We start from the raw sequence: 15400 nt of genomic DNA on the forward strand, positions 1-15400 counted from the left end.
CGGCACGGCGAAGGGCTTACTCCGCGTCCGCGCAGGGCTTCAGCGTGTTCGCGACGGCCTGCGCGACCTCGGTCAGGCGCGCCGCATCGGCCGCGACCATGTCGTTGTCAGGCGAGTGCTGGCCGCGCGCGGTCAGCGCGGCCACCGCGCGCCGGTAGGTGTCGTGCAGCGTGTCGGGATTCGACACGGCCATGCCGAGGTCGCGCATGCGGCCGTCGTGCACGCCGTACACGAGCGCGTGCACGGTGAGCGACTGGCCGCGCGCCCACGCGTCGTTGACGATCGTCGTGCGGCATACGTTGACGACCTGCTCGATCGCGTTCAGCTCGATCAGGCGGCGGTAGCGCGCTTCGCCCACCGGCCATTCGTCGAGCAGCGCGGCGTGCCGTTCGCGCACGTCCTGCACGTGGTGCAGCCAGTTGTCGGCAAGGCCGACGCGGCGGTTGTGCAGCGCCGCGTTCACGCCCGAGCAGCCGTAGTGGCCGACCACCATGATGTGCTTCACGCGCAGGATGTCGACCGCGAACTGGATCACCGACAGGCAGTTCAGGTCGGTGTGCACGACGACGTTCGCGATGTTGCGGTGGACGAACACCTCGCCCGGCGGCAGGCCGATGATCTGGTTCGCCGGCACGCGCGAATCCGAGCAGCCGATCCACAGGTATTCCGGCGCCTGCTGGTCGGCCAGGCGCGTGAAGAACTCCGGATCGTCGGCGAGCTTGCGCTTGACCCAGGCGTCGTTGTTGTCGAACAGGTGCGAGAGCGGGTGGTCTTGGGTGTTCATCGGGTTGGGTTTCCGGGTGCGGAAAAAACGTTCGGTCATGGGGCGCTTCAGGCGGCGCGCTGCGCGTCGCCCTCGGCGTCGTCCGTCGCGTCGAAGCGTTCGGGGTAGCGTACGCAGAAGCGCAGCGACGCGTCGTACGGAAAGAAATCGGGCAATTCGCCCTGCAGCAGCTTGTCCTTGCTCGCCTGCCACAGCGCGGGCTCGAAGAAATCGGCGTGATGCTTCAAGAATACGTCGCGCACGCGCGGATCGCCGAGCAGGAACGGCCCGTAGGTTTCGGGAAAGATGTCGTGCGGGCCGACCGAATACCACGGCTCGCCGGACAGCTCGTCCTCCTCGTTGCGCGGCGGCGGCACGCGGCGCACGTTGCAGTCGGTCAGGTACTCGATCTCGTCGTAGTCGTAGAACACGACGCGGCCGTGGCGCGTGACGCCGAAGTTCTTGTACAGCATGTCGCCGGGGAAGATGTTGGCCTTCATCAGCTCCTTCACCGCGTTGCCGTACTCCTTCACGCCGTGCTCGACCTCGGCGTCGCTGCCGTTCTGCAGGTACAGGTTGAGCGGGACCATCCGGCGCTCGATGTACAGGTGCCGGATCACGAGGTTGTCGCCCTCGTATTCGAGCAGCGACGGCACCTCCTTCTCCAGCTCGCGCAACAGCGCGTGGTCGAGCCGCGCGAGCGGCAGCGCGACGCTCGAATACTCGAGCGTGTCGGCCATCCGCCCGAGGCGGTCGTGGCGCTTCACGAGCTGGTACTTCTCCATGATCTGCGCGCGCGTCGTTTCCTTCGGCGGCGGGAACTGGTCGCGGATCAGCTTGAACACGTACGGGAACGACGGCAGCGTGAACACGAGCATCACGAGGCCCTTGATCCCCGGCGCGATGATGAAGCGGTCGCTCGAATGCGACAGGTGATGCAGCAGGTCGCGGTAGAACAGGTTCTTGCCCTGCTTCTGCAGGCCGACCGACGTGTAGATCTCCGCCTTCGGCTTGCCCGGCATGATCGTGCACAGGAAGTCGACGTACGCGGACGGCACGTTCATGTCGACGAGGAAGTACGAGTGCGAGAAGCTGAAGATGATCTGCAGCTGCGAGCGGCGCAGCAGCACCGTGTCGAGCGCGAGCAGGCCCGGGCGCACGTGGCGGATCGGCAGCGCGAACGGCAGCATGCGGTCGCCGTTGATGATGCGGCCGATCACGTACGCGGTCTTGTTGCGGAAGAACAGCGACGACAGCGCGTGGATCTGGAAATTCGTCGCTTCGTCGAAGCGGCCGAATTCGTCGTGGATCGCCTGCATCACGCAGCCGATGTCGCGCGTGAGATCCTCGAACGGCGGCTCGAGCTGGAAGTTCGTGACGATGCGCTCGAGCGTGACCGCGAGGCCGTCGGTGCCCGGGTAGTACGCGCGATAGGTCGGCTTGGCGGCCGGCTCGTCGTTCTCGAGGTATTCGGTCGAGATCGCCGGGCGCACGAAGATGAAATCGTTGTTGAAGTACGAGCGGTGCAGGATCTTGCAGCACACCGAGTTGAAGAAGGTTTCCGCGCATTCCGGCTGGCGGTGCGACGTCAGGAGACCGATGTAGTGCAGCTTGATCTGCTGCCACACCTCGTCGTCGATGTTCTCCGCATCGTATTCGTCCTCCAGCACCTCGACGCACTCCTGCACGCGATCGTCGTACGACGTGATCCGCTCGCGCGCGAGCCGCTGCAGCGCGTGCCAGTCGGCGTGCTCGAACAGCGTCTTCGCCCCGACGGCCGCTTCGCGGAAGATCCGGTAGTGGCGGTCGAAGTTTTCGAGCATCGTCTGCGCGACGTCGAAACCGATCTGCGACGACAGCAGTTTGGGGAAGTGATTCATGGCGTGCAGGCTCGCTCAGGGGGCTGTAAGCACCCGACATTTTAGCGTCCGGAACGCGTGTCCAGCGCATCCGCGGCCGGGCGCGGGCAGCGCGTCGGGCCGCGTGTTGCGCGGCGTTCGGCGCCGTTCGGGGCATCTTCGCGTAAAGATACGGGTACGGAACGGATTGTGGCACGAACTTTTTTTGACGGGCGGGGCCGCGGAATCACGCCTGCCGCGATTGAGCGATAGAATCGACCGGACGCCCGCGGCGGCCCCCCGCCGCACGCCGGCCGCACCCGCCGGCCCGCACCGATAACGACGAGACGCCCCCACCGATGAACGCACTGGAACACCAACTCGACTACCCCTTCGCCGATACCCTGCCCGCCGCGGGCGACACGTTCGAGGTCGCGCCCGGCGTGCGCTGGCTACGCATGCCGCTGCCGTTCTCGCTCGACCACATCAACCTGTGGCTGCTGCGCGACGAGATCGACGGGCAGGCCGGCTGGACGATCGTCGATTGCGGGATTGCGTCGGACGCGATCCGCGCACACTGGGAGCAGATCTTCGACACGCACCTCGACGGGCTGCCCGTGCTGCGCGTGATCGTCACGCATTGCCACCCCGACCACTTCGGCCTCGCGAACTGGCTGTGCGAAGGCGGCGACCAGCGCCGCTGGAACGTGCGGCTGTGGATGACGCTCGGCGAATACATGTTCGGCTGCCTGATGGCGGCCGGCAACGGCTCGAACGCGGGCGGCGCGGCGGCGGCCGATCACTTCGCGCGCCACGGCCTGAACGATCCGGCCTCGCTCGACAAGCTGCGCAACCGCCGCAGCTACTACTCGGATCTCGTGCCGTCGGTGCCGCCGCGCTATCGCCGCCTGCGCGAAGGCAATCCGGTGACGATCGGCGGCCGCACGTGGCGCGTCGTCACGGGCTACGGCCATTCGCCTGAACATTGCGCGCTCCACAGCGAGGCCGACGGGCTGCTGATTTCCGGCGATATGGTGCTGCCGCGCATCTCGACGAACGTGTCGGTGTTCGATCTCGAACCGGAGGCGAACCCGCTCGCGCTGTACCTCGAATCGCTCGGCCGCTACGAGACGATGGCCGCCGACACGCTCGTGCTGCCGTCGCACGGCAAGCCGTTCCGCGGCGTGCGCACGCGCATCGCGCAGCTGCGCGCGCACCACGATGCGCGCCTCGACGAGGTGCGCACGGCGTGCGCGGAGCGGCCGGCGAGCGCGGCCGACATCGTGCCGATCATGTTCCGCCGCCGCGAGCTCGACATCCACCAGATGACGTTCGCGCTCGGCGAGGCGATCGCGCATTTGAACCTGCTGTGGCTTGCGGGCGAGCTCGTGCGCGAGCAGGGCGACGACGGCGTGCTGCGGTTCCGCACCGCACGCTGACGCGGCTTCGTCGTCGTCACGCGACGGGCTCGTAACGCCACCCGTCGCGATGCCATTGCATCGTGTGCGTCGGCGCGAGCGCCGCGAGAAACGCGGTGTCGTGCGACGCGACCACCAGCGCGCCCGGGAAGCCGGCCAGCGCCGCTTCCACCGCGCGCACCGATTCGAGATCCAGATGATTGGTCGGCTCGTCGAGCAGCAGCAGCTGCGCGGGCGTGCCGCGCCACAACGCGCACGCGAGCGCGGCCTTCAGCCGTTCGCCGCCGCTGAGTTGCTGCGCCGGCTGCGTCGCGCGCTTGGCGTCGAGCTGCAGCAGCGCGAGCCGGCTGCGCAGGTCGCCTTCGGCGAGCGGCGTATCGAGCAGCCCGAGCTGTTCGACGATCGAGCGGTCGGGGTCGAGCAGCGCGAGCCGCTGGTCGAGATAGGCGGCGCTCACGTGCGTCGCGCATTCGCCTGAACGCGGCGCGAGTTCGCCCGCGAGCATTCGCAGCAGCGTCGATTTTCCGCAGCCGTTCGGGCCGGTCAGCGCGATGCGCACGGGGCCGCTCGCCGACCACGTGATCGCATCCACGTGGCCGGCGGCTCGCCACGGCAATTGCGCGCGATCGAGCGTGAACAACTGGCGGCGCGCGCTGACCTCGGTGCCGGGCAGCGATACGAGCACCGGCGCATCGGCTTCGACGCGCGCGGCCGCTTCCTGCACGCGTTCGTCGAGCGTCGCCTTGAACTCGCTCTGATGACGCCGGACCGTTCCCATGATGCTGCACGCCGCACCTTTGCGGCTCTGGCGCGCCATCGACGACAGGTTGGCCGTCTTCGCCTCGCGCAGCGAGCCGGCCGCGTGGCGCTGGATCGTGTCGTGTTCCTGTTCGAGGCGGCGCCTGACGCGCCCGCGCTCGGTGCGCGCATGATCGAGCGCGGCCTGCGCCGCGTCGTGCTCCGCGTCGCGCTGCGCGCGATAGAACGCGTAGTTGCCGCCGTATGCGCGCACGCCGTGCGGCGACAGTTCGACGATCCGCCCGACGCCGGCGAGCAGCGCGCGGTCGTGGCTGACGACGACGAGGCCGCCGCGCCAGCCGTCGAGCGCCGCGTGCAGCCACGCGCGGCCCGGGGCGTCGAGATGGTTGGTCGGTTCGTCGAGCACGAGCAGGCCGGCGTCCGACAGCAGCGCGCCGATCAGCGCCACGCGCGCGAGCTGGCCGCCGCTCAGCGCCTGCGCCGGCGTCGCGGGCTGCACGTCGTGCAGGCCCGCCGCGTCGAGCGCCGCGCGCAGCCTGTCGGCAAGATCCCAGCGCTCGCCGATCAGGTCGAAGTCGTCCGGCTCCGCATGGCCGTCCGCGAGACGCGCGAGTGCCGCGAGCGGCGCGTCGAGCGCGGCGAGTTGCGCGACGGTCTGCATGCCGCCGCGCGCATCGTCGTGCTGCTGCGCGACGTAGACGACGTGCGTGCGACGGTCGATCGTGCCCGCGTTCGGCGCACGGCGGCCCGCGATCAGTTGCGCGAGCAGGCTTTTGCCGATGCCGTTGCGGCCGACGATGCCGGTCGGCGTGCGATCGATGGTGAGGTCGAGCGAATCGAACAGCGTGAAGCCGTCGTCGAAGCGGAAGGAAACGTGATGAAGCGCGACGAGCGCGCCGGTGGGCGTGGCTGCAGCCATAAGCACCTCCGAAAATGCGTGAAAAACTTCGCGCGGCGTGCGTGGCACGGCGGCGAAAACATTTTGGGAAGGCTTAGTTGTTCACTTTGGCTGGCGTCCGGTATGAGGAATATGCGCGGAGTGTAGCAAGCGGGGTGCGCGGGCCGCAAGCGACGGACGTCGTCGACGTCGCTTGCGTGCCACGCGCGCTTACTGCACCGACACCGCCGCGAAATTCTGCCGTCCGAACGGACTCACGCGATAGCCGCTCACGTTCGCGCGCGTGAGCGCCGCCGCGGTCGGATAGCCGAGCGGGATCCACAGCGCCTGGTCGTGGATCAGCTTCTGCGCGGCTTCGTACAGCTTCGTGCGTTTCGCCTGGTCGGCGGTTTCCTTGCCGTCGGCGATCAGCTTGTCGAGCTGCGGGTCGCAGTAGCGCGCGAAGTTGATGCCGGACTTCACCGCGTTGCAGCTGAACTGCGGCGTCAGATAGTTGTCCGGGTCGCCGTTGTCGCCGGCCCAGCCCATGAACAGCAGGTCATGCTGGCCGAGCTTCGCCTGCTTGATCAGCTCGCCCCATTCGATCACCTTGACCTCGGCCTTCACGCCGATCTTCGCGAGGTCGGCCTGCAGCAGTTCCGCGCCGGCCTTCGGGTTCGGGTTCAGCACGCTGCCGGTCGGCCGCACCCAGATCGTCGTCGAGAAGCCGTTCGGGAAGCCCGCCGCGGCCAGCAGCTGCTTCGCCTTCGCCGGATCGTACGCATACGGCGCGACGTCCTTCGCGTAGCTCCACGTGTTCGGCGGATACGGGTTGTTCGCGGGCGTCGCGGTGTTGTCGAACACGACCTTCAGGTAGCTCGCGCGATCGAACGCGAGGTTCAGCGCCTGGCGCACCTTGTCGTTGTCGAGCGGCTTCTTCTGCGTGTTCAGCGCGACGAACGCCGTCATGAACGCGGGCGTCTGCACGATCTTCAGCGCGCTTTCGCTCTTCGCGGCGAGCACGTCCTGCGGCTTCGGCGACAGCGCGATCTGGCATTCGCCGGCCTTCACCTTCTGCAGGCGCACCGACGGGTCGGGCGTGATCGCGTAGATCAGCCGGTCGACCTTCGGCTTCGCGCCCCAGTAGGTCGGGTTCGCGTCGTAGCGGATCAGCGCGTCCTTCGTGTAGCTCTTCAGCACGAACGGGCCGGTGCCGACCGGCTTCGCGTTCAGGTCCGCCTGCTTGCCGGCCTTGAGCAGCTGGTCCGCGTATTCGGCCGAGTAGATCGACGCGAATCCCATCGTCAGGATCGGCACGAAGGTCGCGTTCGGCTCGTTCAGTACGAACTTCACGGTGCTGTCGTCGACCTTCGACACCGACTTCACGAGCTTGGTGAGGCCCATCGACTGCGCATGCGGGAAGCCGCTCGCGCCCGCGACCTTGTGCCACGGGTTGCTGTCGTCGAGCATCCGGCTGAACGTGAACACGACGTCGTCCGCGTCGAGCGGGCGGGTCGGCTTGAAAGTGTCGGTGGTCTGGAACGCGACGTTCGGGCGCAGGTGGAACGTGTAGGTGAGGCCGTCGGCGCTCGCTTCCCATTTGTCCGCGAGCGCGGGCGCGACCTTCTTCGCGGCTTCGTCGTACGACACCAGCGTGTTGAAGATCACATCGGCCGACGCGTTGGTCGTGACGAGCGAGTTGTACTGCACGACGTCGAAGCCGTCCGGGCTCGATTCCGTGCAGACGGTGAGCGGCTTGGCGGCGACGAGGACGGGAGCCGCGGCCAGGGCGACCGCGGCGAACAGCTTGACGTGCATAGGTTCTCCCACGTGGCGTGTGTTTTTTGCTGGATGACGGAATGCGCATGCGCCGCCCGCAGGCGGCGCGGCCGGCGGATAGCATACCGTCAAAGCGCGCGCCGCGTGGAAAAAGGCGCCGGAACGCGGCGAGTTGAGCGAAAAACGGCTGCGATGACGGCGGAATAGCCGTTTGTGCGCCGAATGGCGGGGACGGGGAGGGCGGCGGGTTTGCGGCCGCTGCGATCGAGCGCGGTCCGGCCGGGGCCGGACCGTTTGCTCAGTGCGCGCTTGCCTTCGGCTTGCGCGGCGCCTTTTCGAACAGGCGGTCGTAGAGCCAGCGCGGCATCACGTGCAGCACCTTCGCGACGACGCCCATCTGCCACGGAATCACCCGGAACGGGCGTTGCTGCGCGATCGTTTCGGCCGCACGCGCGGCGAAGCGGTCGGCGTCCATCAGGAACGGCATCCGGTACGGATTGTGCGCGGTCATCGGCGTGCGGATGTAGCCGGGCGCGATCGTCACGACGCCGACGCCCGCGGGGCGCAGCTCGACGCGCAGCGATTCGAGATACTTGATCGCGGCCGACTTCGACGCGCTGTACGCGCCGGAGCCGGGCAGGCCGCGCACGCCGGCGACGCTCGCGACGCCGACCAGCGTGCCGTGCCGCGCGTTCGTCATCGGGCCGACGAACGGCTCGAACGTCGCGACCATGCCGAAATAATTGATGTCCATCACGTTGCGGAACGTGTCGAGGTCGCCCTGGCCCGTCACCGCGCCCTGGCTGATGCCCGCGTTCGCGATGACGACGTTCGGGCAGCCGTGCGCGGCGATGAACGCCGCGGCGGCGGCCGCGAGCGAGTCGGCATCGCGCACGTCGGCCGAATAGACGGTGATGGACAGCGACGGGAAGCGTCGCGCGAACGCATCGAGCAGGTCGGTGCGCCGCGCGACGAGCGCGAGCGTCGCGCCCTGGCGGGCGTATTCCTCGGCCAGCGCGAGGCCGAGGCCGCTCGACGCGCCGGTGATGAAGACCTTCAGCGGAGTAGTCATGCCGGCGCCGTGGCGGGGATCAGAGCTTCTTGTCCTGAACCTGCTTCACGAGATAGTCGAGCACCTGCGCGGTGCCTTCGAGGCTGTTCGTGTAGGCCGGGCCCGTCTTGTACTTGCCCTGCACGACGATCGTCGGCACGCCGTCGATGTTGTAGCTCTTCAGCAGCTCGGCCGATTGCTTCACCTGGCCCTGCACGCTGAACGAGTTGTACGCGTCCATGAACTTCTTCTTGTCGACGCCCTGCGTCGAGAGGAAGTCGGCCTGCGCCTGCGGCGTCAGCAGGTAGTTCTTCTGCTTGTGGATCGCGTTGAAGATCGCCGGCGTGACCTTCTCGGAGATGCCGAGCGCGGACACCGTGTAGAACAGCTTCGAGTGCGGGACGAAATCGTCGCGGAACGCGACCGGGATGCGCTTGAATTCGATCTTGTCGCCCTGTTTCTTCACCCAGGCCTCGACCGTCGGCTCGAACTCGTAGCAGTGCGGGCAGCCGTACCAGAAGAACTCGATCACCTCGACCTTGCCGGCCGGCGCGGACACCGGCTGCGGCGACTTCATGACCTCGTAATCCTTGCCCGCGACCGGCGCACCCGGCGCGGCCTGCGCGAAACCGGCCACGAGGCCGAGGGACAGGAGAAGCGTGCTTAGCAGTTTTTTCATGTTGTGAACGTCGAATCAGTTGCTCGGGTAGCGAAACGAAACGGGGCGGCGTTACGCCGCCCGGCCGGTCTTACTGCTTGGTGAAGCGAATCACCGCCGTATCGACTCCTGCATCGGACAGGCGCTGGCGTGCCGAGTTCATATCCTCGAATTTCGAGAACGGGCCGACGCGCACGCGGAAATACGTGACGCCGCTGACGTCGCGCTTCGACACCTTCGACTCGAAACCCTGGAAGCCGAGGCGCGCGCGCTGCTGCTCGGCGTCCGTTTCCGTCTTGTAGGCGCCGACCTGCAGGAAGTAGCCGGTATTCGCGTCGTTCGCGGCCGGCGGCTTCGCGGCGGAGCCGTTGTTCGCGGCGGCGGCCGACGACGTCGGCTTCGGCGTGTTCGCGGCCATCTGCTGCTGCGCCTTCTGGGCCTGCTGCGCCTGCTTCTGCGCGGCGAAGCGGCCGAGGTCGTCGTCGTTCGAATTCGAGTTCGAATTCGCGTTCGACTGCGGTTTCTCGACCGGCTGCGGCTTCTTCGGCGGCGGGGTCACGTCGGCCGGCTTCGGTGCGATGGCGACGCCGTTGTTCGACGCGCCATTCGACGCGCCGTTCGACGCATTCGAGCTCGCCGATCCGTTCGAGCCAGTCGACCCGTTGGCCGACGGCGGCACCTCGACGATCTGCGGTTCGGGCAGCAGGCCGCCCTGGGTCTGGTTCGCGGCCTGGCCGGGCGCGGTGTTCGGCGGCGCCGGCTGCGCGGCCTGCGGCACCGGCTGGCCGGGCGTCTTGCCCTGCAGCGCGCGGTTCGGGTCGAACTGCTGCGGCTGGCTCGCGCCGGTGTCGGCAGGCGGCGGCGCGACCTTCGACACGAACGGCGACGGCGAACGCGTGATGTAGAGCGCCACCACCACGGCGATCGCGAGGCCGACGATCAGGCCCAGCACGATTCCAAGAAATGTCCCTCCGGCTTGTTTCGATTGTTTCGAAGTGCGGCGTGGTTGTGCCATTGCTTGAGTCACCTGCAAAAAGAATCGTGAAAAGGCCGCGGCAGGCGCGCCTGCGGCGGGCGCGGCCGCGGCCTGTTTGCCCCGCTCGGGCGGGGCTTACATCTTGGCGGGAGCCGACACGCCGAGCATCGCCAGGCCGTTCTCGAGCACCTGCCGGGTCGCGGCGAGCAGCGCGATGCGCGCGGTGCGCGGCGCCTCGTCGTCGACCAGCACGCGCTCCGCATTGTAGAACGAGTGGAATTCACCAGCGAGGTCGCGCAGGTAGAACGCGACCGCGTGCGGCGCCAGCTCGTTGGCCGCGTGCGTGAGCATGTCCGGATACTCGGCGAGCTTCTGCATCAGCGCGGCGGCCTGCTTGCTCGACAGCTGCGACAGGTCGGCGCCCGGCAGTTGCGCGGCATCGCCGTTGTAGCGCGACTTCCATTCGTTGAGCACCGAGCAGATCCGCGCATGCGCGTACTGCACGTAGTAGACCGGGTTCTCGTCGTTCTGCTTCAGCGCGAGGTCGATGTCGAACACGAATTCGGTGTCGGCCTTGCGCGAGATCAGGAAGAAGCGCACCGCATCGCGGCCGCGCGTGATGGTCGCCTCGTCGAGCAGGTCGGGCGCCTGCTCCTGGCCCGGCGCCGCGCCGCCCGACCATTCGATCAGGTCGCGCACCGTCACGTAGCTGCCCGCGCGCTTCGAGATCTTCACTTCCTGGCCGTCGCGCATCACGGTGACCATCTTGTGCAGCACGTAGTCGGGATAGCCCTTCGGGATGCCGATGTGCAGCCCCTGCAGGCCGGCGCGCACGCGCGCGATCGTGCCGTGGTGGTCCGAGCCCTGGATGTTGATCACCTTCGTGAAGCCGCGCTCCCACTTCGTCACGTGGTACGCGACGTCCGGCACGAAATACGTGTAGGTGCCGTCCGACTTGCGCATCACGCGATCCTTGTCGTCGCCCTCGTCGGTCGTGCGCAGCCACAGCGCGCCTTCCTGCTCGTAGGTCATGCCGGCCTTGATCAGCGCGTCGACCGTTTTCTCGACCCGGCCTTCGCTGTACAGCGACGATTCGAGGTAGTACTGGTCGAACTTCACGCCGAACGCCTGCAGGTCCATGTCCTGCTCGTGGCGCAGGTACGCGACCGCGAACTTGCGGATCGCCTCGAGATCCTCGATGTCGCCCGCGCCCTTGACCGGCTCGCCGTCCTTCGCGGCCACCGTCTCGCCGTTCAGGTAGTCGCGCGCGATGTCGGCGATGTACTCGCCGTTGTACGCGGCTTCCGGCCAGCCCGCGTCGCCCGGCTTCAGGCCGCGCGCGCGCGCCTGCGTCGAGATCGCGAGGTTGCCGATCTGCACGCCGGCGTCGTTGTAGTAGAACTCGCGGTGCACCGCGTAGCCCTGGCTCGCGATCACGTTCGCGAGCGCGTCGCCGAGCGCGGCCTGGCGGCCGTGGCCGACGTGCAGCGGGCCGGTCGGGTTCGCCGACACGAACTCGAGCAGCACGCGCTTGCCCGTCTCGCGCCCGGACGTGCCGAACCGGCCGCCTTCGGCGAGCACCGCGGCGATCACGGCCTGCTTGGCGGCCGCCGTCAGGCGCAGGTTGATGAAGCCCGGGCCGGCGATCTCGGCGGCTTCGACGAGGCCCTGCGCGCCCGGCTGGGCGGTGAGCGCCGCGACGATCTGCTCGGCGAGCTGGCGCGGGTTCGCGCCGAGCGGCTTCGCGAGCTGCATCGCGACGTTGCACGCGACGTCGCCGTGCGCCGCGACCTTCGGGCGCTCGAGCGTGATCGCGGGCGCGACGGACGCGGCGTCGTCGCCTTTCAGGGCGTGTGCGACCTGCTTGACGCTATCCGCGAGCAGGGCTTCGAGGGTCTGTTTTTGAGCTGGCAGCATGCTGGTAGAAGGCTTCGTTGGTGGCGGCCGGGAACCGCGGCGCGCCGGCGCGCTTTTCGAGCGCGCGTTTCAGGGATCGCGGAATTTTAACAGGTGCTAATATGCCGCTCAGGCGGTCCGTGTCCGCGAGGCCGGGCGCCGGCCGGCCGGCGTTCCCCGATCTCGCGCGGCGGGCAGAACAAGATATAAGGGAATTGTCATGATTACGTTCAAGAGCAAGGCGGCACAGGATCTCGACGTGCTGAAGGATTTCGCCGTATATGTGCTGGGTCTCGTCGGCAAGCAGCTGGGCGAGCGCGGCGTGATTACGCACGACGAGCTGGATCACGCGATCGCGAAGCTGGAAGACGCCGTCTCGCAGGCGAAGCAGGAGCGCGCCGAGCATGCGGGCCATTTCCACGAGGACGAGGACGACCACGCGCATCACGAAGTGCCGCCGAGCCTCGCGCAGCGCGTCGCGCCGTTCCTGTCGATGCTGCGCGAAGCGAAGGCCGGCCAGGCCGACGTGCACTGGGGTTTCTGACCTCCGCCTGCCACCGGCACGACAAAAAGCCCGCTCTCGAGCGGGCTTTTTGCTGGCCATTCGTCGGGTGAAAGGGCGGCGCGCGCCGCCCGCCGACGTGGATCAGAGCTGCGGCGCGAGCGCGCGGCGCGCGTCGTCGAGCGGCAGCGCCATGCGCTTCGCGTAGTCCTCGAGCTGGTCCTGCCCGATTTTCCCGACCGAGAAGTAGGTGCTGTCCGGGTGCGCGAGGTAGAAGCCCGACACGCTCGCCGCCGGCAGCATCGCCAGCGACTCGGTGACGCTCATGCCGATCTCGTCCGCATGAAGCGCTTCGAACATATCGCGCTTCACGAGGTGATCGGGGCACGCCGGATAGCCGGGCGCCGGCCGGATGCCGACGTACTTTTCCGCGATCAGCGCGTCGTTGTCGAGCGCCTCGCCGCTCGCATAGCCCCACAGCTCGCGGCGCACGCGCGCGTGCATCGCCTCGGCGAACGCTTCCGCGAAGCGGTCGGCGAGCGCCTTCAGCATGATCGCGCTGTAGTCGTCGTGGTCGGCTTCGAACTGCTTTTCCTTCACGTCGACGCCGAGGCCGGCCGTCACCGCGAACATGCCGATGTAGTCGGCGACGCCCGATTCCTTCGGCGCGATGAAATCGGCGAGCGAGCGGTTCGGGCGCATCACGCCGTCGACCACCGGCCGCACGCTCTGCTGGCGCAGGTTGCGCCACGTGAGCAGCACCTCGCTGCGCGATTCGTCGGTGTAGATTTCGACGTCGTCGTCGTTGACCGTGTTCGCCGGCAGCAGCGAGATCACGCCGCTCGCGGTCAGCCAGCGGCCCTGGATCAGGCGCGCGAGCATCGATTTCGCGTCGGAGAACACGCGCCGCGCCGATTCGCCGACGATCTCGTCGTTCAGGATCGCCGGGTACGGGCCCGCGAGGTCCCAGGTCTGGAAGAACGGGCCCCAGTCGATGTAGTTCGCGAGCTCGTTCAGGTCGTAGTTCTTGAACACGCGGCGGCCGATGAACTTCGGCTTGACCGGCTGGTAGCTCGCCCAGTCGACCCTGGTCTTGTTCGCGCGCGCCTCGGCGAGCGTGACCATCGGCTGCGCCTTCCGGTTCGCGTGCTGGTCGCGAATGCGCTCGTAGTCGGATTTCAGCTCGTCGAGGTACTTCGCCGCGCCTTCGTCGGACAGCAGGCTCGACGCGACCGACACCGAGCGCGACGCGTCCGGCACGTAGACCACCGGGCCTTCGTAGTTCGGCGCGATCTTCACGGCCGTGTGCACGCGCGACGTGGTCGCGCCGCCGATCAGCAGCGGGATCTTCTTCACGCGGAAGTAGTCGTCGCGCTGCATTTCCGACGCGACGTACGCCATTTCCTCGAGGCTCGGCGTGATGAGGCCCGACAGCCCGATGATGTCCGCGCCCTCGACCTTCGCCTTCGCGAGGATCTCGTTGCACGGGACCATCACGCCCATGTTGACCACTTCGAAGTTGTTGCACTGGAGCACGACCGACACGATGTTCTTGCCGATGTCGTGCACGTCGCCCTTCACGGTCGCGATCACGATCTTGCCCTTCGCGCGCACGTCGCCGCCCGCTTCCGCGAGCCGGCGCTTCTCTTCCTCGATGAACGGGATCAGGTGCGCGACGGCCTGCTTCATCACGCGCGCGGATTTCACGACCTGCGGCAGGAACATCTTGCCCTGGCCGAACAGGTCGCCGACGATGTTCATCCCGTCCATCAGCGGGCCTTCGATCACGTTGATCGGGCGTCCGCCCGCCGCGTCGATCTTCGCGCGCACTTCTTCGGTATCCTCGACGATGAAGGTCGTGATGCCGTGCACGAGCGCATGCGAGAGCCGTTTCTCGACCGGCTGGTTGCGCCACTCGAGGTTCTCTTCCTTCTTCGCGCCGCCGGCCTTGAACTTGTCGGCGATCTCGAGCAGGCGGTCGGTGGAATCCGCGCGGCGGTTCAGGATCACGTCCTCGACGCGCTCGCGCAGCTCCGCGTCGAGCTCCGCATACACGCCGAGCTGGCCCGCGTTGACGATGCCCATGTCCATCCCCGCCTGGATCGCGTGGTACAGGAACACGGTGTGGATCGCCTCGCGCACGGGGTCGTTGCCGCGGAACGAGAACGACACGTTCGACACGCCGCCGCTCACCTTCGCGTGCGGCAGGTGCTGCTTGATCCAGCGGGTCGCCTCGATGAAGTCGACCGCGTAGTTGTTGTGCTCCTCGATGCCCGTCGCGACCGCGAAGATGTTCGGGTCGAAGATGATGTCTTCCGGCGGGAAGCCGACTTCGTTCACGAGGAAGTCGTACGAGCGCTTGCAGATCTCGGTCTTGCGCGCGAACGTGTCGGCCTGGCCCTGCTCGTCGAACGCCATCACGACGGCCGCCGCGCCGTAGCGGCGGATCAGGTTCGCGTGATGGCGGAACGCGTCCTCGCCTTCCTTCAGCGAGATCGAGTTGACGATCGCCTTGCCCTGCACGCACTTGAGGCCCGCCTCGATCACGTCCCACTTCGACGAGTCGATCATGATCGGCACGCGCGCGATGTCCGGCTCCGACGCGATCAGGTTCAGGAAGCGCACCATCGCCGCCTTCGAATCGAGCATCGCCTCGTCCATGTTGATGTCGATCACCTGCGCGCCGTTCTCGACCTGCTGGCGCGCGACGGCGAGCGCCTCGTCGAACTGGCCGTTGAGGATCATGCGCGCGAACGCCTTCGAGCCGGTGACGTTGGTGCGTTCGCCGACGTTGATGAAGAGCGTTCCGGGCGTGACGTTGAACGGCTCGAGGCCGGCAAGGCGCATCATGTGATCGGTCATGGCGGTGCGGTGCTTAGCAGG

11 protein-coding genes are annotated in these 15400 nt (G+C 67.6%); 2 read left to right on the plus strand and 9 right to left on the minus strand.

Translation table 11 applies throughout. The features are described from left to right. Nucleotides 1-16: 16 nt before the first annotated feature. Together can and aceK are read right to left on the minus strand one after the other, a co-directional pair. Nucleotides 17-784: a carbonate dehydratase gene (can, locus tag ABFO07_RS03815; protein WP_059566437.1), complete on the minus strand. Its 768-nt coding sequence runs from the start codon at nucleotides 782-784 to the stop codon at nucleotides 17-19. 47 nt (nucleotides 785-831) lie between these two features. Beyond that, a complete protein-coding gene (aceK, locus tag ABFO07_RS03820; RefSeq protein ID WP_059566438.1) occupies nucleotides 832-2643 on the minus strand; it encodes a bifunctional isocitrate dehydrogenase kinase/phosphatase in 1812 nt (603 codons plus the stop codon). Between the two features lie 317 nt (nucleotides 2644-2960). Between aceK and ABFO07_RS03825 the strand changes: the two genes are divergently transcribed. Further along, a complete protein-coding gene (locus ABFO07_RS03825; RefSeq protein ID WP_059883216.1) occupies nucleotides 2961-4040 on the plus strand; it encodes an MBL fold metallo-hydrolase in 1080 nt (359 codons plus the stop codon). A 16-nt stretch (nucleotides 4041-4056) separates the two neighbouring features. Here the strand turns inward: ABFO07_RS03825 and ABFO07_RS03830 are convergent, their stop codons facing one another. From ABFO07_RS03830 to argS, 6 genes are all read right to left on the minus strand, one after another. Then, nucleotides 4057-5697, minus strand: coding sequence for an ABC-F family ATP-binding cassette domain-containing protein (locus ABFO07_RS03830; protein ID WP_347468367.1), 1641 nt, complete (start codon nucleotides 5695-5697; stop codon nucleotides 4057-4059). Nucleotides 5698-5886: 189 nt separating this feature from the next. Next, entirely contained in the window at nucleotides 5887-7473 is a 1587-nt protein-coding gene (locus ABFO07_RS03835) for an ABC transporter substrate-binding protein (RefSeq protein ID WP_059566442.1), read from the minus strand. Nucleotides 7474-7732: 259 nt separating this feature from the next. Beyond that, the gene (locus tag ABFO07_RS03840; protein ID WP_060016057.1) at nucleotides 7733-8506 is read right to left on the minus strand and encodes an SDR family oxidoreductase; all 774 of its coding nucleotides are present in this window, start codon (nucleotides 8504-8506) and stop codon (nucleotides 7733-7735) included. Nucleotides 8507-8525: 19 nt separating this feature from the next. Next, the gene (locus tag ABFO07_RS03845) at nucleotides 8526-9164 is read right to left on the minus strand and encodes a thiol:disulfide interchange protein DsbA/DsbL (RefSeq protein WP_060016060.1); all 639 of its coding nucleotides are present in this window, start codon (nucleotides 9162-9164) and stop codon (nucleotides 8526-8528) included. A gap of 70 nt (nucleotides 9165-9234) precedes the next feature. Beyond that, nucleotides 9235-10158 (minus strand): SPOR domain-containing protein, encoded by a 924-nt coding sequence (locus ABFO07_RS03850; RefSeq protein ID WP_059922976.1) that lies wholly within the window; start codon nucleotides 10156-10158, stop codon nucleotides 9235-9237. Between the two features lie 96 nt (nucleotides 10159-10254). Further along, nucleotides 10255-12036, minus strand: coding sequence for an arginine--tRNA ligase (gene argS / locus ABFO07_RS03855; protein ID WP_059566446.1), 1782 nt, complete (start codon nucleotides 12034-12036; stop codon nucleotides 10255-10257). A gap of 199 nt (nucleotides 12037-12235) precedes the next feature. On the opposite strand from argS, the gene ABFO07_RS03860 reads away from it, so the two are divergent. Next, entirely contained in the window at nucleotides 12236-12559 is a 324-nt protein-coding gene (locus ABFO07_RS03860) for a DUF1840 domain-containing protein (protein ID WP_059803260.1), read from the plus strand. 102 nt (nucleotides 12560-12661) lie between these two features. Here ABFO07_RS03860 and metH read toward each other — a convergent pair whose 3' ends face one another. After that, nucleotides 12662-15379: a methionine synthase gene (metH, locus tag ABFO07_RS03865; protein ID WP_347468371.1), complete on the minus strand. Its 2718-nt coding sequence runs from the start codon at nucleotides 15377-15379 to the stop codon at nucleotides 12662-12664. Between the last annotated feature and the right edge of the window lie 21 nt (nucleotides 15380-15400).

This window comes from Burkholderia stagnalis, from assembly GCF_039848545.1.
GTDB classification, from domain to species: Bacteria; Pseudomonadota; Gammaproteobacteria; order Burkholderiales; family Burkholderiaceae; genus Burkholderia; species Burkholderia stagnalis.